Raw genomic sequence first — 19,277 nt, 5'->3', positions numbered from 1 at the left:
GGAACGGTCGCTTCCTTTGTACTCACCCTCTCGGGCTTTCCTCCGGGCTTCCCTTCGGTGTTTCCGACTCTATCAGATCTTTTCTCGATCCGATTCCCTGTCGGCGGGTTGTCTCCGGGGCTTTCGGCTTTCGCCGTCCGCCCTTTCGACATTCACTACGTTAGCTCATTCTCTCGGCGACTCATAATCGAGTCTCGCGAGTTCGAATTCGGGCACGCGGACGCGCCAGAAACGACCCCGCCGAGGGGCTGTAGCTAGGTAGTGGGTTGGCCGCTCCGGCTGCAGGCGATCGCCGTACCCGGTTCAGCGGCTCGGGATACATTACGCACCTTCGCAAGGCGCGTCAACTTCGGCGGCGCCTCGGTACGTGGGCTCGATAGGGGCTCACTGTCGGGTCGCCGGCTGCCCAGTAACGCCAGGGATGGATGTCGCCGTTCCCGCCTTCGCCGGCGACTCCGGTACGGGGGCCGCTTCGTACCTGGTCAGGGGCAACCGGTGTACCGGTCAGCATCCTCAGCGGCGTTTCGCCGGCGGCGCACGCGTCCGTACCGTCCAGCGCGCGGGCGACTTCCAGGGCCGTCGCCAGGCGGGCCGGACCCTTGGCCAGTTCCTTGTCGTTCCGGGCCGAAACCCGTCGTTTGCGGGCCAGGTCCACGCCCTCGATCACCTCGCCGGCGCGGAGCAGGACGGCACTCGCACGGCCCTCGGGGCCGCAGACGAGGTTCATGCAGTGCCACATGCCGTAGGTGAAGTAGACGTACACGTGTCCCGGCGGGCCGAACATCACCGCGTTGCGGGCGGTGCGGCCGCGGTAGGCGTGGGAGCCGGGGTCGTTCGGGCCGTCGTACGCCTCGACCTCCGTGAGGCGGACGGCGATCGGACCGTCGGAGGTCGTACGGACCAGGACGCGTCCGAGCAGGTCCGGTGCCACCTCCAGGACCGGGCGGTCGAAGAACTCTCGGGGCAGTGGCGTACGGTCCGGGGGCGCGATCATGCCCTCCGAGGGTAGTGCAGACGGTGCACCGCGCCGGTGGAACCGGTCGGGGGCGCATCGCGTTTGTAGGGGCGAGGTCCGTTCGTAAAGGGAGAGTCAATGGGGTTCAAGAAGCTGCTCGCGAGCCTGGGGGCCGGCGGGGCCTCGGTCGAGACGGTGCTGACCGAGGTCAACGTCGTGCCGGGCGGTGTCGTCCAGGGTGAGGTGCGGATCCAGGGCGGGTCCGTGAACCAGGACATCGAGGGGCTGTCGGTCGGTCTGCAGGCCAAGGTCGAGGTGGAGAGCGGCGACGAGGAGTACAAGCAGAACATCGAGTTCACGAAGGTGCGGCTCGGCGGTGCCTTCGAGCTGCAGGCGGGTGCCGTGCACGCGGTGCCGTTCGGTCTGGAGATCCCCTGGGAGACGCCGGTCACGATGATCGACGGCCAGGCGTTGCGCGGGATGCACATCGGGGTGACGACCGAGCTGGCGATCGCGCGGGCCATCGACTCCACCGATCTGGATCCGATCAACGTGCATCCGCTGCCGGCGCAGAAGGCGATCCTGGACGCGTTCATCCAGCTGGGCTTCCGCTTCAAGAACGCGGACATGGAGCGCGGTCACATCCGGGGCACTCGCCAGCGGCTGCCGTTCTACCAGGAGATCGAGTTCTACCCGCCGTCGCAGTACCGGGGTCTGAACCAGGTCGAGCTGAGCTTCGTGGCCGACGAGTACGCGATGGACGTCGTCCTGGAGATGGACAAGAAGCCGGGTCTGTTCAGCGAGGGCTCGGACACCTACCGGTCCTTCCAGGTGGGGCTGAACGACTGGCAGGGGACCGACTGGGCGGCTTATCTCAACCAGTGGCTGTCCGAGGTCGGCAGCAAGCGCAACTGGTTCTAGGCTCGGGAACTGCTGGTTCCAGATCATCGATCAGGAGGTACCGAGGTGACCGAGCTCAAGCGGCGGCCGCTCCCCCACGACTTCCATCCGCCCGTGCCGTCGTTCACGGTGACGAGCGCGGATGTCGAGGAGGGCGCGACGCTGAAGAGCGCCCAGGTGCACGCGGAGGGCAACACCTCGCCGCAGCTGCGCTGGGAAGGCTTCCCGCCGCAGACCAAGAGCTTCGCCGTGACGTGCTACGACCCCGACGCGCCGACCGGCAGCGGGTTCTGGCACTGGGTCCTGTTCGACATCCCGGCCTCCGTGACGGAGCTGCCGGCGGGTGCGGGCGGCGGCAAGTTCGAGGGGCTGCCGGAGGGTGCCGTACACGCGCGGAACGACTACGGGACGAAGGACTTCGGTGGTGCCGCTCCGCCGCCCGGGGACGGGCCGCACCGGTACGTCTTCACGGTGTACGCGGTGGACAAGGAGAGGCTCGGGCCGGATTCGGACGCGTCGCCGGCCGTCGTCGGCTTCAACCTGCGGTTCCACACGATCGCGCGTGCGCAGCTCATCGGTGAGTACGAGAACCCGGCGCAGGGCTGAGCGCGGCGCCGCGATTCAGCCAAGCGTTCATTGAACGTTTGCCCGTCTTCGGTCTTGGAAGTGATCGGAGGCGGGCATTTTTTATTGCGTTGTCCATCTCGGCGCGCCCGTCCAGAGTTGATCCAAGCCCGCCGGGGGGTGGGCAGGTGCACACGGGAGGTGGGCTGGATGCGGGACACGCTGGTGCTGAACGCGAGCTTCGAGCCGCTGTCGACGGTGACGCTGAACCGAGCCGTCGTGCTGGTGCTCCAGGACAAGGCCGTCGTCGAGCAGGCCCATCCCGAACTGCGCATGCGCGGTGCCGATGTGGACATACCCGCGCCCCGGGTGATCAGGCTGTGCAGGTATGTACGGGTGCCGTTCCGAAGACAGGCTCCGTGGTCGAGGCGGGGTGTGCTGGTCCGGGACCGGCACCGGTGCGCGTACTGCGGGCGCAGGGCGACGACCGTGGACCACGTGGTGCCCCGGGCGCAGGGTGGCGCCGACTCGTGGCTGAACACGGTGGCGTCGTGTGCGGAGGACAATCACCGCAAGGCGGACCGGACTCCGGAGCAGGCGGGTATGCCGTTGCTCCGCCAGCCGTTCGAGCCGACTCCCCAGGACGCGATGCTGCTGGCCCTGGGGGCCGAGGAGTTCGAGGCGCTGCCGGAGTGGCTGTCACAGGCCGCCGCTTAGTTCGTACGAAGAGGGGCTCGCCTTCCACGGAAGGCGAGCCCCTCTTCGGGTACGGGGAGGTCAGTCGATCGACGGCTTCTCCCGGCGCTCTGTGCCGCCGTTGCCCGAGGAGCCGTTGCCCGAACCGCCGCCCAGGGGTCCGAAGTTGCCCATGGCACCGGAGAGTCCCTTGAGGGCGTCGCCGATCTCGCTGGGGACGATCCAGAGCTTGTTGGCGTCGCCCTCGGCGATCTTCGGGAGCATCTGGAGGTACTGGTAGGAGAGGAGCTTCTGGTCCGGGTCGCCGGCGTGGATGGCCTCGAAGACCGTGCGGACCGCCTGGGCCTCGCCCTCCGCGCGCAGTGCGGCGGCCTTGGCCTCACCTTCGGCGCGCAGGATCTGGGACTGCTTCTCGCCCTCGGCGGTGAGGATGGCGGCCTGGCGCGTTCCTTCGGCGGTGAGGATCGCGGCGCGCTTGTCACGGTCGGCGCGCATCTGCTTCTCCATCGAGTCCTGGATGGAGGTGGGGGGTTCGATGGCCTTCAGTTCCACGCGGTTGACGCGGATGCCCCACTTGCCCGTCGCCTCGTCGAGGACGCCGCGCAGGGCGGCGTTGATCTCCTCGCGGGAGGTCAGGGTCCGCTCCAGGTCCATGCCGCCGATGATGTTGCGGAGGGTGGTGACGGTGAGCTGCTCGATCGCCTGGATGTAGCTGGCGACCTCGTAGGTGGCCGCTCGGGCGTCCGTCACCTGGTAGTAGATGACCGTGTCGATGTTGACGACCAGGTTGTCCTGGGTGATCACCGGCTGCGGCGGGAACGGTACGACCTGTTCGCGCAGGTCGATGCGGTTGCGGATGGTGTCGATGAACGGGACCACGATGTTCAGGCCCGCGTTCAGCGTGCGTGTGTAGCGGCCGAAGCGCTCGACGATGGCGGCGCTGGCCTGTGGGATGACCTGGATGGTCTTGATCAGGGCGATGAAGACCAACACCACCAGAATGACCAGGACGATGATGACCGGTTCCATCGTGTTCCCCGTACCCCTCTCCGCCTCGGCGCTCTCGGCAGATCCCGCTGGTTGTTGAAGATCTTGCTGGTCGAGTCTGACAGACCGTCGCCCAACTCGTGGGCCGGTTCGCTCAGATGACGATGGCAGTGGCCCCTTCGATGTCCACGACGTCCACCTCCTGGCCGACTTCGTAGGCACGGCCGGTGTCGAGGGAGCGGGCCGACCAGACCTCTCCGGCGAGCTTGATGCGGCCGCCGGAGCCGTCGACGCGCTCGAGGACGACTGCCTGCCTGCCCTTCAGGGCGTCAACCCCGGTGACGAGTTGGGGGCGTTGTCTGCCGTGCCGGGCAGCGATGGGGCGGACGACGGCGATGAGTGCGACGGAGACGACGACGAACGCGAGGACCTGGATCACGGCGTCGAAACCGAGGGCTGAGACGACGGCGGCGGCGACGGCTCCCACCGCGAGCATGCCGAACTCCGGCATCGCGGTGACCACGAGCGGGATTCCGAGCGCCGCCGCGCCGACGAGCCACCACACCCAGGCGTCGATGTCGTTCACGTGGTCATGGTAGGGCCGGGGTCGGGCGGCGGACAGGGCGCGAACCGGAGCGCGGGCGGGGTCAGGACAGCGGCAGGCCCTGAGCGGTCCAGCGGTCGCCGACCTGCTCGACGACGAGGGGGAGGCCGAAGCAGAGGGAGAGGTTGCGGGAGGTCAGTTCGAGCTCGATCGGTCCGGCGGCGAGGACCTTGCCCTGGCGGATCATCAGGACGTGGGTGAAGCCGGGGGCGATCTCCTCGACGTGGTGCGTGACCATGATCATCGAGGGGGCGATGGGGTCGCGGGCGAGCCGGCCGAGGCGGCGGACCAGGTCCTCGCGGCCGCCGAGGTCGAGGCCGGCTGCGGGCTCGTCGAGCAGGAGCAGTTCCGGGTCGGTCATCAGGGCGCGGGCGATCAGGGTGCGCTTGCGCTCGCCCTCGGAGAGGGTGCCGAAGCGGCGGTCGACGTAGTCGCTCATGCCGAGGCGGTCGAGGAAGGCGCGGGCGCGCTGCTCGTCGACCTCGTCGTACTCCTCCTGCCAGTGGGCGGTCATGCCGTAGGCGGCCGTCAGCACGGTCTCGAGCACGGTCTGGCGCTTGGGGAGTTTCTCGGCCATGGCGATGCCGGCCATGCCGATGCGGGGGCGCAGGTCGAAGACGTCGATCTTGCCGAGGGTGTCACCGAGGATGGTGGCGGTGCCCTTGCTGGGGAAGAGGTAGCTGGAGGCGACGTTCAGCAGCGTGGTCTTGCCGGCGCCGTTGGGGCCGAGGATGACCCAGCGCTCCCCCTCCTTCACCGACCAGGAGACCTGGTCCACCAGAGCCCGGCCCTCGCGGACCACGGATACGTCCTGAAGCTCCAGAACATCGCTCATGAGCGCGTTGTCTCCCCTTGCAGTGTGGCCGGTCTCGGCTGTCGCGTACGCCTGTGGCTCGGTCCGCCGCGCCGGTGGGCGCAGCCCTTATGAAATCTACGCCACGAGTGCCCGGCACCATTCCATCGGTCCGGTCCTTAGGGTGGGGGCATGCTCTCGGAATCGCGTTCAGGACGCCTTGCCGCTTGGGGAAATGCCCTTTTGGCCGGACTTGCCTCCCCGGATGACGCCGCGCTCGCCATTGTGGGCGAGGACACCGTGCACCGGGTGGAGGGACTGCCCGGGGAAGCCGCGCAGGTCGGGCTCACGCTCGCGCTGGGGCGGCTGCGGACGCTGGGGGCGACGGGGCTGCGGGTCGCGCTGCCGGTGCCGGGGCATCCGCTGGGACTGAGCGGGCCGCCGGAATTCAATGCGCGGGCGCTGGAGGCCGGGGAGGCGGTGGTCTGCTTCGGTGCCGCGTTCGGCCTGGTGCCCAAGGCGTACGAGGCCGGTCCCGAGGGTGATGTGCATGCCGAGGTGGTGTGGCAGGTGCTGCCGGTGCGGGAGGCGCCGCCCGCCGACGTGCCGTCGCTGGGCGAGGCCGAGCGGGAGCTCGCTGACGCGCTGCGCGAGGCGACCGCGGTGCTGTCGAAGCTGGACGTCGCCGGGTCGGGGCCGGTGGCGGAGGCGGCGATCGACGCGTACCGGGCGCGGGCGGAGCGGGGGCGGGAGGTGCTGGCCCCGGGGTATCCACCACGGGCGGTGCGGGTGCTGGAGCTGGCGCAGCGGGTGGGGCTGCTGGTGTCCCTGGCGTACGGCAAGGGGCACGGCGGTGCGGTCAGCTCCGCCGAGATGGCCGCGCGCTCGGAGGCCCTGCGGCCGGTGGAGCGGACGGCGCGGCGGGCGCAGGTGGCGGCCTACAACTCGTTCGTGGAGGAGCGGGAGCGGGGGGCGCGGTAGGCGACCGGCGGAAAGCAGACAGGCCTCCCGGTGCACACGGGAGGCCTGTGGTCGCTGTGGGGCGGAGCTCAGTGGTTGAGACCGGTGTTGCCGAAGGCCGGGTTCAGCACGCCGATCACGCTCACGCTGTTGCCGACCGCGTTCACCGGGATGTGCACCGGGGCCTGGATGACGTTGCCCGAGATGACCCCCGGGGAGCCCAGGGCGTCGCCGCAGGCGTGGGCGCCCTCCGTGGCGGAGGCCATCCCCGCGCCCGCGGCCACCAGGCCACCGGCCACCATCGTCACGGCCGCGGCCTTCTTCAGGTTCTTCACTTTCCAACCCCTCCTAGACGGTCACCGCGGCGGTTCACCGCGGCACGCACTGGAGAACGGCGGAGACCGCCGGAGGGTGCGCCATCCGAGTGACATTCCCACGACGGTATGAATCTCAGTCCATAGCCTGACCCCTCGCGTTGCCCTCGGTGATGCCTTGGCGAGGACGCTTCAGCCGGTCACGCCATGGCGAACGGCCCACAGGGCGGCCTGCGTGCGGTCGGCGAGGTCCAGTTTCATGAGGATGTTGGAGACGTGCGTCTTGACGGTCTTCTCGGACAGCACCAGGGCGCGGGCGATCTCGCGGTTGGAGCGGCCGTCGGCTATCAGGCCGAGCACCTCACGCTCCCGTTCGGTGAGTGAACTCCCCCTCCCCTGCCCGGAGTTGCTCTCCTCTTGGGAGAGCAGGACGCCGGCGACCTCCGGCTGGAGCAGGATGTGGCCGGCGTGCACGGAACGGATGGCGCCGGCGAGGGCGTCGGGGTCCACGTCCTTGTAGACGTATCCGGCGGCCCCCGCGCGCAGCGCCGGGACGACCGTGCGCTGCTCGGTGAAGCTGGTGACGATCAGTACGCGCGCGGGGTTGTCCAGTTCGCGGAGCCTGCGCAGGGCGTCGATGCCGTCCAGGCCCGGCATCTTGACGTCCATGAGGACGACGTCCGGCCGCAGCTCCGCGGCGCGGGCGACACCCTCGGCGCCGTCGGCGGCCTCGCCGACGACCTCGATGTCGTCCTGCACCTCCAGGAAGGTGCGCAGGCCCCGGCGGACGACCTGGTGGTCGTCGACGAGCAGCACCTTGATTGTGTCAGCCACCGGGGACCTCCATCTCGATCGTGGTGCCCTTGCCGGGCGCCGACTCCACGCTCAGTGCGCCGCCGACCCCGCTCGCCCGGTCCCGCATGGAGACCAGGCCCAGGTGGCGTCCGGCGCGGCGGACCGCCTGGGGGTCGAAGCCGTTGCCGTCGTCGGCGACGCGCAGGACGGCTCCGCAGCCGCGCCGCTGGACGCTCACGTCGACGTGTGCGGCACCGGAGTGGCGCAGGGCGTTGTGCAGGGCCTCCTGGGCGACCCTGAGCAGGGCTTCCTCCTGGGCGGCGGGCAGGGCGCGGAAGCCGTTGCTGGTGAAGGTCACGCGCGCGGTGTGGGCGCGGTCGAGGACCTGGATCTGGGTGCGCAGGGTGGCGATCAGTCCGTCCTCGTCCAGCGCGGCGGGGCGCAGCTCCACGACGGCGGCGCGCAGTTCGTCGGCGGCCTCGGCGGCGAGCGCGGCGACCTGGTGCAGCTCGCCCTTGGCGCGGGTGGGGTCGCGGTCGACGAGGGCCGCCGCGGCCTGGGCGGTCAGGCGCAGCGAGAAGAGTTTCTGGCTGACCGCGTCGTGCAGTTCGTGGGCGAGGCGGGAGCGTTCCTCGGCGATGGTCAGTTCGCGGCTGCGCTCGTACAGGCGGGCGTTGGTGAGGGCGATGGCGGCGTGCTGGGCGAGGATGGAGAGCAGTTCCTCGTCCTCTTCGGTGAAGCCGCAGCTCCCCTCCGGCCGGAGGCACGGGGGGTGTGGGGGGTGTGGGGGGTGTCCCTCCGCGGGACGCAGCTTGTTCGCCAGGAACAGCGCGCCGATGACCTCGTCGCCGTCGCGGATGGGCAGGCCGAGGAAGTCGACCAGGTCCGGATGCGCGGACGGCCAGCCCTCGAAGCGGGGGTCCTTGCGTACGTCGGCGAGGCGCTCGGCCTTCGCCTCGTGCAGCATCGCGGCGAGGATGCCGTGCTGGCGGGGCAGCGGGCCGATGGCCTTCCACTGTGCGTCGCTGACGCCGTCGACGACGAACTGGGCGAAACCGCCGTGGTCGTCGGGGACGCCGAGGGCGGCGTACTGCGCGTCGAGCAGTTCGCGGGCGGAGGCGACGATCGTCTTGAGGACGTCGCGCACCTCCAGGTGCCTGCTCATGGCCAGCAGCGCGGAACTGACCGCGGCGAGGCCGGACCGGGGGCCTTGACTCATGTCCTCACCGTACCGGCGGGGTGTGACAGCGCGGATCGGACCTGTGACGGCCGGCCCTGGTCCGCTGGGCCTAGGCCCTGTCGTCTGGATCAGGCCGGCTGCGAGGTGGAGTGCCTCCCCTCCGCTGATGCTGGAGGCGGTCGCGGGCCGGAGTGCGGTCGGCCGTGCCTACGACGAGGCGCTGCGGCGGCTCTACCTGTGGGACGAGTTCGGCGACGTGCATCTCGTCCTCCCGGAGGAGGGCCGTCACGCAGCGCGTTGCGGCGGCAACTCCAGGTGAGACTGTTACCTCTCCGATGTGAGCCCGCGCATAGGGCCCACATCACGTACGAACGGACATAGGAGATAAACCTCCCCGGGTGAACGGGACAGACGGTCCAGTCTGTCCCGTTTTGCCCATCCCTGATCCACTATCGGGGATAGTACGTCACACCTTTGCCTGGGCATTTTGCGCCCGCTAAGAATTGCTTCCGTCGCTCAGCGCCGCGGCTTTCGGCCCGCGGCGTTCGTGCGGGAGGAGCCGATTCCCCCGGCGGATGCAGGAGCGACCTCCGCGCAAACGAAGAGGTCCATCAGCCATGCCCAAGAACATCCTCAACCGTGCTCATAGTCGTGTCCTGAGCAAGCAGCACAAGATCGCCGTCGCCGGTGTCGCCGCTCTCGGCACCGCCGCCATCGCCCTGTCGGCCGTCCCCGGCCACGCGGACACCGTCACCACCGGCGCCCCGGCCACCACCGCCCAGGTCGCCTCCGCCCAGGTCGCCTCCGCCCAGGTCGCCTCCGCCACCGCGCTGAAGAACGTCAAGGGCACCGTCACCGACCAGCTCGCCACCGAGACGGTCAAGCTGGACACGTTCGCGGCCCAGAAGAAGGCCGCCGACGAGGCCGCCGCCAAGCAGCGCGCCGAGGCCGCGGCGAAGAAGGCCGCCATCGACGCCGCCGTGAAGAAGGCCGCGCAGGACCGCGCCGCCCAGGCGGCCGCGAGCCGCTCCGCGCAGCGCATCCCGATGCAGCCGGTCGCCGCGAAGACCTACGCGAACAACCTCGACGGCTGGATCCGGCAGGCGCTGGACATCATGAAGCAGCACAACATCCCGGGCTCCTACAGCGGCCTGCACCGCAACATCATGCGTGAGTCCTCGGGCAACCCGATGGCCATCAACAACTGGGACATCAACGCCGTCAACGGCATCCCGTCCAAGGGCCTGCTGCAGGTGATCCAGCCCACCTTCAACACGTACCACGTGGCGGGCACCTCCTCGAACATCTACGACCCGGTCGCCAACATCACCGCCGCCGCCAACTACGCGGCCCACCGGTACGGCTCGATCGACAACGTCAACAGCGCGTACTGAGGTCGGCGCGGACCTCTCGAAGACGCGAAAGGGCGGCACCCCGCAGGGGGCGCCGCCCTTCGGCGTCCGTGCCGGGGCGCGGTTACTTCCGCATGACCTCGGGCTCGTGCCGGCGCAGGAAGCGGGCCACGAAGAAGCCGCAGATCACGCCGAGCACGACCAGCGCGATCATGTCCCCGGTCCAGGCCCCCGCCGTGTGGTTCCACAGCGGGTCGTTGTCGCCGGCGGTCTCCGGCGGGCTGATCCGGTTGAAGTCCAGCGAGGCGCCGGCCGCGGCGACCGCCCAGCGTGACGGCATCAGGTACGAGAACTGGTCGACGCCGACCGTGCCGTGCAGGGCGAACAGGCAGCCGGTGAAGACGACCTGGATGATCGCGAACATCACCAGCAGCGGCATGGTCTTCTCGGCGGTCTTCACCAGCGAGGAGATGATCAGGCCGAACATCATCGCGGTGAAGCCGAGCCCCATGATCGGCAGGCTCAGCTCCAGCAGCGAGGCATGGCCGAGGATGAGGCCCTGGTCCGGGATCTCACGCTTGGCGAAGCCGATGACGCCGACCAGCAGCCCCTGGAGGACGGTGATCATGCCGAGCACGAACACCTTCGACATCAGGTACGCCGACCTGGACAGGCCGGTCGCACGCTCCCGCTCGTAGATCACCCGTTCCTTGATCAGCTCGCGGACGGAGTTGGCGGCGCCGGAGAAGCAGGCGCCGACGGCGAGGATCAGCAGCACGGTGGTGGCCGTGCCGTTGGGCACGATCTGCCCGGTCCGCGGATTGACGCCGTTGGGCAGCAGGCCCCGGTCGGGGTGGATCAGCAGGCTGACCGCGCCGATGACGGCCGGCAGCAGCACCATCAGGGCCAGGAAGCCGCGGTCGGAGACGATGACCGACACATAGCGCCGCACCAGGGTGACGAACTGGGAGAACCAGCCCTGCGGCTTGGGCGGCCTGATCGCCTGCATCGGCGGCATCTGGACCGCCTGCGGGGCGACCGAGTCGACGTCCGCGGCGTAGAGCTGGTAGTGCTGCGAGCCCTTCCAGCGGCCCGCCCAGTCGTAGTCGCGGTAGTTCTCGAAGGCGGAGAAGACGTCGGCCCAGCTGTCGTAGCCGAAGAAGTTCAGCGCCTCCTCCGGCGGGCCGAAGTAGGCGACCGCCCCGCCCGGCGCCATCACCAGCAGCTTGTCGCACAGCGCCAGCTCGGCCACCGAGTGGGTGACCACGAGGACCGTACGGCCGTCGTCGGCGAGGCCGCGCAGCAGCTGCATGACGTCGCGGTCCATGCCCGGGTCGAGGCCGGAGGTCGGCTCGTCCAGGAAGATCAGCGAGGGCTTGGTGAGGAGCTCCAGGGCCACCGAGACACGCTTGCGCTGACCGCCGGACAGGGACGTGACCTTCTTGTCCTTGTGGATGTCCAGCTTCAGCTCGCGCAGCACCTCGTCGATACGGGCGTCGCGCTCGGCCCCGGTGGTGTCCGCCGGGAAGCGCAGCTTGGCCGCGTACTTCAGGGCCTTCTTGACGGTCAGCTCCTTGTGCAGGATGTCGTCCTGCGGGACCAGACCGATGCGCTGGCGCAGTTCGGCGAACTGCTTGTACAGGTTCCGGTTGTCGTACAGCACCTCGCCCTGGTTGGCGGGCCGGTAGCCGGTGAGCGCCTTGAGCAAGGTCGACTTGCCGGAACCGGACGGGCCGATGACCGCGATCAGCGACTTCTCCGGGACACCGAAGGAGACGTCCCGCAGGATCTGCTTGCCGCCGTCGACCGTGACGGTCAGGTGGCGCGCGGAGAAGGAGACCTCACCGGTGTCGACGAACTCCTCGAGGCGGTCGCCGACGATCCGGAAGGTGGAGTGGCCGACGCCGACGATGTCGGCCGGGCCCAGCTGCACCGAGCCGCCCTTGGGGATCGGCTGGCCGTTGACGTAGGTGCCGTTGTGCGAGCCGAGGTCGCGGATCTCCAGGCGGCCGTCGGGCGTGGCGTGGAACTCGGCATGGTGCCGGGAGACCTGCAGGTCGGAGACGACCAGCTCGTTCTCCAGGGCACGGCCGATGCGCATCACGCGGTCGAGCGCGAACTGGTGGAACGTGGTCGGGCTGCGGTCGCCGTGGGCCGGCGGCGCCCCCGCGCCACCACCGGGTGCCGGCTGCCCGTACTGGTCGGCGGGAGCCGCCTGCTGCTGCGGAAACGCGGGCGCCTGCTGCTGCCAGCCGGGCTGCGGGGCCTGCTGCTGCGCGGGCGCCTGGTGCGGTACGGCCGGCTGGGGGGCCGGTGGCTGCGGCTGCGCGGCAGCCTGCTGTTCCGGGGCCGGCTGGGCCCAGGCCGGCCCGCCGGCGCCCTGCGCGGCGTACGGCGCCGACTGCTGCTGGCCGACCGCGGCACCGGACAGGTTCAGCCGCGGTCCGTCGGTCGCGTTGCCGAGGTGCAGCGACGTACCAGGCCCGATCTCCGTCTGCTGGACCCGCCGGCCCTGCACGAACGTGCCGTTGGTGCTGCCGTGGTCCTCGATGACCCAACTGCGGCCGTTGAAGCTGACCGTGGCGTGCCGCCAGGACACCCTGGCGTCGTCGAAGACGATGTCACCCTGCGGATCGCGTCCGAGGGTGTAGGGCCTGGACGGGTCCAACGTCCAGGTCCGTCCGTTTGATTCCAGTACGAGTTCCGGCACTCCATGCCCCACTGAGTTGTCCCCCGAATTTCCCCCATCGCAGGGAGTCTAGGGATGTCGAACATCGTGGGGAACTATTTCAGGCTCAGCCCCGTGACCGAAACCCGGGCCTTGTCACGAGCGCCTGTACGCGCTCCAACTCGCCGCGTGACCCCGGTTGACCGGGGTGAAACCGGACTGGAGAGTGGCAAACCTGACCAGAGGGACAATTGAGGGCGCTGTCGTGTTTCCTCCCACGCCCCGTGCCCACCGACGGAGTTGTGGCCGCCCCGGCCGAACTCCTCGCCCCCACGGGCACGGTGACGGTGTCCTTCCGGGTGATGCCGGGCGGTCTGACGCAAGCCGGGGCCGTGGCCGGCTCCCCCTGGACACGGCTCACGCTGCTCCGTCGTGCACCGGTGATACGGCGGCGGTCTCGGCCCTCCTGCGCGGAGCGCCGACGCGGCCCCGCAGCCACACCACCGGTGTCCCCCGCGGGCTCCTCCGGCTGAGCGGGAGGGCCGGTGCTGCCGGACGGGGTGCCGGGCCGGGACCCGGAGCATGCCGTCCTGACCGCACGGCGCCCTGGCGCCGGAGCGAGGGTCTGCCGGGACACGGCGAACGCGGGTGTTCCGGGACACGGCCACAGGACCGGCCGCCTGACGCGGAGCTCCATGGTCGCCGTCGCGATCCCCGCACGGCCGGCCGCCGGCCGTCGGGCTCCGCCCCACCAAGAGGCGCGTCATGTGATCGGCCGTGCCGCCCTTCGGGTGAGTATGCGGAGCCGGGAAGCGGGAAGTGATGGCGTTAGGCGATGGGAGGCAGTAATGGCGAACTTTCTCGACCGGGCCAAGGAACAGGCTCAGAGCGCCCTGAACCAGGGCAAACAGAAGGTGGACGAGCTCCAGCAGCAGCGGGCCGGAAATGATCTGCTGAAGCAGTTGGGGGCGGCGTACTACGCCGAGCGGCGCGGTTCCGGTTCGGCGGAGTCCACTCAGCAGGCCCTGTCCGCTTTGGAGGCCCACATCTCCGCTCACGGGGACGGCTTCCTGCGCGGAACCTGAGTCGGCGGGCCTCCGGCCCTGCCCGGCAGGGCATCTCGTGGCACAGTCGAGGTGGAGCCGGGGGCCGCCGTGTGCGGGACCAGGGTGTCTCCCGGTGGCAAGATCCCTGACACCGGTGCGTCATCCACTGTTCCGTGTCCGTCAGGCGGACCTCGGCGGCGGACGGCACTGGGTGCCGGATACGGTGGTGACACCATGAGCGCTTCGCAGACCTCCGCTTCGCAGACCCCCGAGGTCCCCACTCTCCTTGTCAAGATCTTCGGCAGGGACAGGCCGGGCATCACGGCCGGCCTCTTCGACACCCTCGCCGCCTACCTCGTCGACGTGGTCGACATCGAGCAGGTGGTCACCCGGGGCCGCCTGGTGCTGTGCGCGCTGGTCACCCAGCCGCCGGCCGGCCTGGAGGGCGATCTGAGGGCCACTGTGCACAGCTGGGCCGAGTCGATGAAGATGCAGGCGGAGATCATCTCGGGGCACGGCGACAACCAGCCGCGCGGCCTCGGGCGTTCTCTGGTGACCGTTCTCGGCCATCCGCTGACCGCCGAGTCGACGGCCGCCATCGCCGCCCGGATCGCGAAGGCCGGCGGCAACATCGACCGTATCTTCCGGCTCGCCAAGTACCCGGTGACGGCAGTGGAGTTCGCCGTCTCCGGTGTGGAGACCGAGCCGCTGCGCACGGCTCTGGCCTCCGACGCGGCGGCACTGGGTGTCGACGTCGCGGTCGTCTCGGCGGGTCTGCACCGGCGCGCTCAGCGCCTGGTGGTCATGGACGTGGACTCCACCCTGATCCAGGACGAGGTCATCGAGCTGTTCGCGGCGCACGCCGGCTGCGAGGACAAGGTCGCCGAGGTGACGGCGGCGGCGATGCGCGGGGAGCTGGACTTCGAGCAGTCGCTGCACGCGCGCGTGGCGCTGCTGGAGGGACTGGACGCCTCCGTGGTGGAGAAGGTGCGCAACGAGGTCCGGCTGACGCCGGGCGCGCGCACCCTGATCCGCACGCTGAAGCGGCTCGGTTACCAGGTCGGTGTCGTCTCCGGTGGCTTCACGCAGGTCACGGACGATCTGAGGGAACGCTTGGGCCTGGACTTCGCGCAGGCCAACACGCTGGAGATCGTCGACGGCAAGCTCACCGGACGGGTCACCGGTGAGATCGTGGACCGCGCCGGCAAGGCGCGGCTGCTGCGCCGGTTCGCCGCGGAGGCCGGGGTGCCGCTGTCACAGACGGTGGCGATCGGCGACGGCGCCAACGACCTGGACATGCTGAACGCGGCCGGTCTGGGCGTCGCCTTCAACGCCAAGCCGGTGGTCCGCGAGGCCGCGCACACGGCGGTGAACTTCCCCTTCCTCGACACGGTGCTCTATCTGCTGGGCGTCACCCGCGAAGAGGTCGAGGCGGCCGACACGCACGACGAGGGCTGAGCCGGTCCGGCCGGCCGGGATGCGGCAGGGCCCGGCACCGCACGGGTGCCGGGCCCTCGCGTCCGCGTGGGATCACTCGGTGGGCGCCCAGTAGTCCATGAGGGTGGCCGCGCCCGGCTCCAGGGCCTTCCAGGCGCCGTCGAAGGACAGCACCGCGAAGCCGGCCGCCGGGAAGCCGCGGCGGTTCATCCGCTCGCGGGCGTCGCCCTCGGCCGCGCCGGACAGGATGTCGGCCAGGCCGTGGACGCCCGGGTTGTGGCCGATCAGGATCACGTTCCGCACGTCCTCCGGGGTCTCGTTGAGCACGGCGATCAGTTCGCCGGGCGAGGCCTCGTAGACCCGCTCCTCGTAGACGGTCTTCGGCCGGTGTGCCAGCTCGTGGACGGCGAGCTTCCAGGTCTCGCGGGTCCGGATGGCGGTGGAGCACAGGGCCAGGTCGAAGGTGATACCGGTGTCGGCCAGCTTGCGTCCGGCGACCACGGCGTCCTTGCGGCCCCGCTCGGCGAGCGGGCGCTCATGGTCGGACACCTGGGGCCAGTCGGCTTTCGCATGCCGGAGGAGGACGATCCTGCGAGGGTCTGCGGCGCTCATGGAACCCAGCTTCGCATGAAACAGGCCAGGGGGCGCAGGGAGTTGACATGGGGATTCACCGCGCGCGGAGGCGCCGCGTCAGCGCGCGAGGAGCTGCTGGGCGCGCTCGACGAGGTGCGTGATCGCCGGATCGCTGCTCGCCGCGTGCGCGTCCGACGGGTTCAGTATCAGGACGAGGAGGGCGGTGAAGGCGAGCGCGGGCAGGGCGAGGGCCCACCAGGGCAGCCGGATGTCGACGCCGCCCGTGGTCGCCGGGTGGGGCCGGGAAGGGGTGCGGGCCGACATGATCGCCTCCGTGGGTCTTCGAGCGGGTCCGTGACCGTGTCGTGCGGTCACGTCTCGAAGCTACGGAATCCAGGTCCGTCAACCCATCCGGACTTCCACCCAGTTGACCCTGACCCTTACCCCCTAGGGGATGGGGGGCTGTCCCCACCGTCCCCCGTCGGAAACGGGCCGGGACGCCGCCCGGCCGCGCCGGTCACGGGGAGGCGATGATCGCGATGACGGCGATGACGGCGAAGATGGCGAAGAACGAGCCGAAGACGAGAAGCATCTTCTTCTGACCGTTCTGCGGGTTCGGGTCGAGCACAGGCTGCATGCGCCCAGTCTCGCACCCTTTCTCCGGATCTCCTCCGCGAGGGTCAGCGATCTCGTCCGCGCGGGTCAGCGATCTCGTCCGCGCGGGTCAGCGATCTCCTCCGCGCGGGTCAGCGCCCGGCCGCCTCGTCCTCGACCGTGCGGTCGCGGCCCGCCAGGAAGCCCACCACCATCTGCGGCACCATCAGACCCGTCATGAGGGCGATCGGCAGTCCCCAGCCGCCGCTGTGCTGGTAGAGCACGCCGACCAGCAGCGGGCCGGGAATGGAGATCAGATAGCCGGTGCTCTGCGCGAACGCGGACAGCTGGACCACGCCCTGGCCGCTCCTGGCCCGCATGCCGACCATGGTGAGGGCCAGCGGGAAGGCGCAGTTGGAGACGCCGAGCAGCAGCGCCCAGGCCCAGGCTCCGGCCGCCGGTGCGACGTACAGGCCGGCGTATCCGGCGAGGCCGCACACGCCCAGGACCAGCGCGATCGGTCCCTGGTGGGACAGCCGGGTGGCGACCCGCGGGATGACGAAGGCCAGCGGCACGCCCATCACCATGGTGACGGCGAGCAGCACGCCCGCGGTGCCCGCCGGGACGCCGGCGTCCCGGAAGATCTGCGGCATCCAGCCCATGGTGATGTAGGCGGCGGTGGCCTGCAGACCGAAGAAGACGGCGAGCGCCCAGGCGGTGCGGCTGCGCGTGATGCGCAGCGGCGCGTCCCGTCGCGCCGTCGCATGCGGCTGCTGCGGCTGCGGCTGCGGCTGCGCGGGCGCGGTGCCGCGGTCCCGTACGAGCGGCAGCCAGGGCAGGACGGCGGCGCCGGCGAGGGCGGCCCACACGGCGAGACCGGACTGCCAGCTGCCGCCCATGGCGTCCGTCAGGGGGACGGTGACCGCGGCGGCCAGGGAGGTGCCGAGGGCGAGGGCCATCGAGTACAGGCCGGTCATGGAGCCGACCCGGTCGGGGAACCAGCGCTTGACGATGACCGGCATGAGCACGTTGCTGACGGCGATGCCCATCAGGGCGAGCGCGCTGGCGGCCAGGAAGCCGGCCGTGCTGCCGAGATACGGCCGTATCAGCAGGCCCGCGGTGATGGCGGCCATGCCGGCGCACACCACCGCGGCCGGCCCGAAGCGGCGGGCCAGGCGGGGGGCGGTGACACCGAAGACGGCGAAGCACAGCGGGGGCACGGAGGTGAGCAGGCCGGCCACGCTGCCGCTCATGCCGAGCCCGTCGCGGACCTCCTCCAGGAGGGCGCCGAGGCTCGTGATGGCCGGACGGAGGTTCAGCGCGGACAGCACGATGCCGACCACGACCAGGCGGGTCGCCCACGCGCGTGTGCGGCCCGCGCCGGGGGCCGTCTCGGGGGTGCTCGTCGCGGGGGCCGTACCGCGTTCGGTCGGTGACATCGCCGTACGGGTCTCCACTGTCCGGGTTTCCTCACGTGCCATGAGAGCCATCATAGAATCATGGGATGATTGGTTGTCCACTCCCGGGAGCGCCGAGCCCGGGACCGTCGTGCGAAGGTGTGCCATGCCCCTGAGCCACCCGCGCCGTTCGGCGCTGTCCGAGCAGGTCATCGCGGAACTGCGCAACCAGATCACCTCCGGTGAGTGGCCGGTCGGTTCGCGCATCCCGACGGAGCCGGAACTGGTCGAGCAGCTCGGCGTCGCCCGCAACACGGTCCGCGAGGCCGTCCGCGCGCTCGCCCACAACGGTCTGCTCGACATCCGGCAGGGCTCCGGCACCTATGTGGTGGCGACGAGCGAGCTGGCCGGCGTGATGCACCGCCGGTTCGCCGGCGCCGACCCCCGGCACATCGCGGAGCTGCGCGCCGCGCTGGAGTCGGCGGCGGCGAGGCTGGCCGCCCAGCGGCGCACCGAGAAGGACCTCAAGCAGCTGGACGCTCTGCTGGAGCGGCGCGAGGCGGCCTGGGAGGCGGGCGGGGCGGAGGCCTTCGTCACCGCCGACGCCACCTTCCACCTGGCCGTCGTGGCCGCCTCGCACAACGACGTGATGACGGCGATGTACGCCGATCTGGGCGAGGTGCTGCGGGACTGGCTGCGCGCGGACGTGGGGGCGGAGCTGACCCCGGAGACGCACATGGAGCACACCCGCCTGGTGGACGCGATCCGCACCGGGGACGCGGAGGCGGCGGCGGCCGAGGCCGGGAGCTATCCGTTCCTGTGCCGCCCGGGCCGGTTCAGCGCGCCTTCCAGCGGCTGACTCGGCCGGTTCAGCGCTCCCTCTGGTGGCTGATCCACACCGAGCGGACTTCCTTCCAGCACCGGCCGGCGAGCCGTACGGTCATGGCGGGCTCGGTGTCCACCGGTGCGCTGTCGGTGTCGATGTCCCACCAGCGGGCGCACTCGATGTGCAGACGCACGCGATCGATGTCGACATAGGGGTTGTGGCAGTAGGCCACCGCATGGGAGCCGCGGACGGTCGTCCGGCAGACGGCCCCGAAGAGGTTCGGCGCGGGCGGCTTTCCGTCGTCCACGCGCGCGTAGGGCATCGCCTCGTACGGCAGGGAGAGCACGAGGGCCACGGCCACGGTCACCGGGGCCAGGCTGCGGGACAGGCGCACAAGGGGACCTCCTCGGCCGGGCTGCGGAGGGACGCGTGGGTGAACGCGTAATCCAGGGTGCGCCGCCCGGGCCGGTGGGCGCCCGGCCGGTGGGCCGAACGGGTGACCTCCCCCGCCTGGTCACCGCCACGGCCGAGGCCCGCGCCCCCAAGGGGCCTACCCGCTGCCCGAGGCGGGCAGCGCACACATGCGAGCCGCGCAGGGCCACATACAAGGCAAGACCGTGCTGACGGTGGTCTCGT

21 protein-coding genes and 1 pseudogene are annotated in these 19,277 nt (G+C 70.5%); 9 read left to right on the top strand and 13 right to left on the bottom strand.

Features of this window, described 5'->3' with window-relative positions; translation table 11 throughout:
* Positions 1 to 343: 343 nt before the first annotated feature.
* On the bottom strand, positions 344 to 994 hold the full coding sequence (locus ACWC94_RS25875) for a DNA-3-methyladenine glycosylase (protein WP_450799414.1): 651 nt from the start codon (positions 992 to 994) through the stop codon (positions 344 to 346).
* 99 nt (positions 995 to 1,093) lie between these two features.
* Here ACWC94_RS25875 and ACWC94_RS25870 point away from each other — a divergent pair, with 99 nt between their 5' ends.
* From ACWC94_RS25870 to ACWC94_RS25860, 3 genes are all read left to right on the top strand, one after another.
* Positions 1,094 to 1,876: a sporulation protein gene (locus tag ACWC94_RS25870; RefSeq protein ID WP_450799412.1), complete on the top strand. Its 783-nt coding sequence runs from the start codon at positions 1,094 to 1,096 to the stop codon at positions 1,874 to 1,876.
* 45 nt (positions 1,877 to 1,921) lie between these two features.
* On the top strand, positions 1,922 to 2,461 hold the full coding sequence (locus tag ACWC94_RS25865) for a YbhB/YbcL family Raf kinase inhibitor-like protein (protein WP_450799411.1): 540 nt from the start codon (positions 1,922 to 1,924) through the stop codon (positions 2,459 to 2,461).
* Between the two features lie 168 nt (positions 2,462 to 2,629).
* Complete coding sequence (locus ACWC94_RS25860; protein WP_450799409.1) at positions 2,630 to 3,136, top strand: HNH endonuclease; 507 nt, start codon at positions 2,630 to 2,632, stop codon at positions 3,134 to 3,136.
* 60 nt (positions 3,137 to 3,196) lie between these two features.
* On the opposite strand, the gene ACWC94_RS25855 is transcribed toward ACWC94_RS25860, so the two are convergent.
* The 3 genes from ACWC94_RS25855 to ACWC94_RS25845 form a co-directional block, all read right to left on the bottom strand.
* Entirely contained in the window at positions 3,197 to 4,144 is a 948-nt protein-coding gene (locus tag ACWC94_RS25855; protein ID WP_450799407.1) for an SPFH domain-containing protein, read from the bottom strand.
* Positions 4,145 to 4,256: 112 nt separating this feature from the next.
* Positions 4,257 to 4,688: an NfeD family protein gene (locus tag ACWC94_RS25850; RefSeq protein WP_450799405.1), complete on the bottom strand. Its 432-nt coding sequence runs from the start codon at positions 4,686 to 4,688 to the stop codon at positions 4,257 to 4,259.
* A gap of 61 nt (positions 4,689 to 4,749) precedes the next feature.
* Positions 4,750 to 5,541 carry an ABC transporter ATP-binding protein gene (locus tag ACWC94_RS25845; protein ID WP_351247562.1) on the bottom strand — a complete coding sequence of 264 codons (792 nt, stop codon included), beginning with the start codon at positions 5,539 to 5,541 and terminating at the stop codon, positions 4,750 to 4,752.
* 150 nt (positions 5,542 to 5,691) lie between these two features.
* On the opposite strand from ACWC94_RS25845, the gene ACWC94_RS25840 reads away from it, so the two are divergent.
* A complete protein-coding gene (locus ACWC94_RS25840; protein ID WP_450799402.1) occupies positions 5,692 to 6,480 on the top strand; it encodes a hypothetical protein in 789 nt (262 codons plus the stop codon).
* Between the two features lie 68 nt (positions 6,481 to 6,548).
* On the opposite strand, the gene ACWC94_RS25835 is transcribed toward ACWC94_RS25840, so the two are convergent.
* From ACWC94_RS25835 to ACWC94_RS25825, 3 genes are all read right to left on the bottom strand, one after another.
* Positions 6,549 to 6,794, bottom strand: coding sequence for a chaplin (locus ACWC94_RS25835; RefSeq protein ID WP_450799401.1), 246 nt, complete (start codon positions 6,792 to 6,794; stop codon positions 6,549 to 6,551).
* 171 nt (positions 6,795 to 6,965) lie between these two features.
* Positions 6,966 to 7,607: a response regulator gene (locus tag ACWC94_RS25830; RefSeq protein WP_450799400.1), complete on the bottom strand. Its 642-nt coding sequence runs from the start codon at positions 7,605 to 7,607 to the stop codon at positions 6,966 to 6,968.
* Positions 7,600 to 8,787, bottom strand: a complete 1,188-nt coding sequence (locus tag ACWC94_RS25825) for a GAF domain-containing sensor histidine kinase (protein WP_450799399.1) — start codon at positions 8,785 to 8,787, stop codon at positions 7,600 to 7,602. The genes ACWC94_RS25830 and ACWC94_RS25825 overlap by 8 nt, the downstream gene beginning before the upstream one ends.
* 112 nt (positions 8,788 to 8,899) lie before the next feature.
* Between ACWC94_RS25825 and ACWC94_RS25820 the strand changes: the two are divergent.
* Both ACWC94_RS25820 and ACWC94_RS25815 read left to right on the top strand, forming a co-directional pair.
* Positions 8,900 to 9,067 (top strand): annotated as a pseudogene (locus ACWC94_RS25820) (S-adenosylmethionine:tRNA ribosyltransferase-isomerase); the annotation flags it as partial.
* Positions 9,068 to 9,365: 298 nt separating this feature from the next.
* Positions 9,366 to 10,142, top strand: coding sequence for a transglycosylase SLT domain-containing protein (locus ACWC94_RS25815; RefSeq protein ID WP_450799397.1), 777 nt, complete (start codon positions 9,366 to 9,368; stop codon positions 10,140 to 10,142).
* 82 nt (positions 10,143 to 10,224) lie between these two features.
* On the opposite strand, the gene ACWC94_RS25810 is transcribed toward ACWC94_RS25815, so the two are convergent.
* A complete protein-coding gene (locus tag ACWC94_RS25810; protein WP_450799396.1) occupies positions 10,225 to 12,810 on the bottom strand; it encodes an FHA domain-containing protein in 2,586 nt (861 codons plus the stop codon).
* Positions 12,811 to 13,616: 806 nt separating this feature from the next.
* Between ACWC94_RS25810 and ACWC94_RS25805 the strand changes: the two genes are divergently transcribed.
* Both ACWC94_RS25805 and serB read left to right on the top strand, forming a co-directional pair.
* Positions 13,617 to 13,853 carry a hypothetical protein gene (locus ACWC94_RS25805; protein ID WP_450799395.1) on the top strand — a complete coding sequence of 79 codons (237 nt, stop codon included), beginning with the start codon at positions 13,617 to 13,619 and terminating at the stop codon, positions 13,851 to 13,853.
* Between the two features lie 195 nt (positions 13,854 to 14,048).
* Positions 14,049 to 15,272, top strand: a complete 1,224-nt coding sequence (serB, locus tag ACWC94_RS25800) for a phosphoserine phosphatase SerB (protein ID WP_450799394.1) — start codon at positions 14,049 to 14,051, stop codon at positions 15,270 to 15,272.
* A 72-nt stretch (positions 15,273 to 15,344) separates the two neighbouring features.
* On the opposite strand, the gene ACWC94_RS25795 is transcribed toward serB, so the two are convergent.
* From ACWC94_RS25795 to ACWC94_RS25780, 4 genes are all read right to left on the bottom strand, one after another.
* Positions 15,345 to 15,863: a SixA phosphatase family protein gene (locus ACWC94_RS25795; protein WP_450799392.1), complete on the bottom strand. Its 519-nt coding sequence runs from the start codon at positions 15,861 to 15,863 to the stop codon at positions 15,345 to 15,347.
* 78 nt (positions 15,864 to 15,941) lie between these two features.
* Positions 15,942 to 16,148 (bottom strand): hypothetical protein, encoded by a 207-nt coding sequence (locus tag ACWC94_RS25790; protein ID WP_450799390.1) that lies wholly within the window; start codon positions 16,146 to 16,148, stop codon positions 15,942 to 15,944.
* Between the two features lie 193 nt (positions 16,149 to 16,341).
* The gene (locus ACWC94_RS25785; RefSeq protein WP_263636869.1) at positions 16,342 to 16,461 is read right to left on the bottom strand and encodes an SGM_5486 family transporter-associated protein; all 120 of its coding nucleotides are present in this window, start codon (positions 16,459 to 16,461) and stop codon (positions 16,342 to 16,344) included.
* Between the two features lie 109 nt (positions 16,462 to 16,570).
* Entirely contained in the window at positions 16,571 to 17,899 is a 1,329-nt protein-coding gene (locus ACWC94_RS25780) for a CynX/NimT family MFS transporter (protein ID WP_450799389.1), read from the bottom strand.
* Between the two features lie 82 nt (positions 17,900 to 17,981).
* Between ACWC94_RS25780 and ACWC94_RS25775 the strand changes: the two genes are divergently transcribed.
* Positions 17,982 to 18,674, top strand: coding sequence for a FadR/GntR family transcriptional regulator (locus ACWC94_RS25775; protein ID WP_450799388.1), 693 nt, complete (start codon positions 17,982 to 17,984; stop codon positions 18,672 to 18,674).
* 10 nt (positions 18,675 to 18,684) lie between these two features.
* Here ACWC94_RS25775 and ACWC94_RS25770 read toward each other — a convergent pair whose 3' ends face one another.
* Positions 18,685 to 19,035: a hypothetical protein gene (locus ACWC94_RS25770; RefSeq protein ID WP_450799387.1), complete on the bottom strand. Its 351-nt coding sequence runs from the start codon at positions 19,033 to 19,035 to the stop codon at positions 18,685 to 18,687.
* Positions 19,036 to 19,277: the final 242 nt, after the last annotated feature.

Source organism: Streptomyces sp. NPDC001135, from assembly GCF_053598395.1.
Note: the sequence above shows the minus strand (reverse complement) of the source record. Positions and strands in the feature narration are given on the sequence as shown.

Bases quoted from the DNA above. Each gene is read 5' to 3' on its own strand.
- ACWC94_RS25795 (WP_450799392.1), bottom strand. From the start codon at position 15,863: ATGAGCGCCGCAGACCCTCGCAGGATCGTCCTCCTCCGGCATGCGAAA.
- ACWC94_RS25790 (WP_450799390.1), bottom strand. From the start codon at position 16,148: ATGTCGGCCCGCACCCCTTCCCGGCCCCACCCGGCGACCACGGGCGGC.
- ACWC94_RS25860 (WP_450799409.1), top strand. From the start codon at position 2,630: ATGCGGGACACGCTGGTGCTGAACGCGAGCTTCGAGCCGCTGTCGACG.
- ACWC94_RS25875 (WP_450799414.1), bottom strand. From the start codon at position 994: ATGATCGCGCCCCCGGACCGTACGCCACTGCCCCGAGAGTTCTTCGAC.
- ACWC94_RS25855 (WP_450799407.1), bottom strand. From the start codon at position 4,144: ATGGAACCGGTCATCATCGTCCTGGTCATTCTGGTGGTGTTGGTCTTC.
- ACWC94_RS25780 (WP_450799389.1), bottom strand. From the start codon at position 17,899: ATGGCACGTGAGGAAACCCGGACAGTGGAGACCCGTACGGCGATGTCA.
- ACWC94_RS25775 (WP_450799388.1), top strand. From the start codon at position 17,982: ATGCCCCTGAGCCACCCGCGCCGTTCGGCGCTGTCCGAGCAGGTCATC.
- ACWC94_RS25815 (WP_450799397.1), top strand. From the start codon at position 9,366: ATGCCCAAGAACATCCTCAACCGTGCTCATAGTCGTGTCCTGAGCAAG.
- ACWC94_RS25870 (WP_450799412.1), top strand. From the start codon at position 1,094: ATGGGGTTCAAGAAGCTGCTCGCGAGCCTGGGGGCCGGCGGGGCCTCG.
- serB (WP_450799394.1), top strand. From the start codon at position 14,049: ATGAGCGCTTCGCAGACCTCCGCTTCGCAGACCCCCGAGGTCCCCACT.
- ACWC94_RS25845 (WP_351247562.1), bottom strand. From the start codon at position 5,541: ATGAGCGATGTTCTGGAGCTTCAGGACGTATCCGTGGTCCGCGAGGGC.
- ACWC94_RS25825 (WP_450799399.1), bottom strand. From the start codon at position 8,787: ATGAGTCAAGGCCCCCGGTCCGGCCTCGCCGCGGTCAGTTCCGCGCTG.
- ACWC94_RS25840 (WP_450799402.1), top strand. From the start codon at position 5,692: ATGCTCTCGGAATCGCGTTCAGGACGCCTTGCCGCTTGGGGAAATGCC.
- ACWC94_RS25785 (WP_263636869.1), bottom strand. From the start codon at position 16,461: ATGCAGCCTGTGCTCGACCCGAACCCGCAGAACGGTCAGAAGAAGATG.
- ACWC94_RS25805 (WP_450799395.1), top strand. From the start codon at position 13,617: ATGGCGAACTTTCTCGACCGGGCCAAGGAACAGGCTCAGAGCGCCCTG.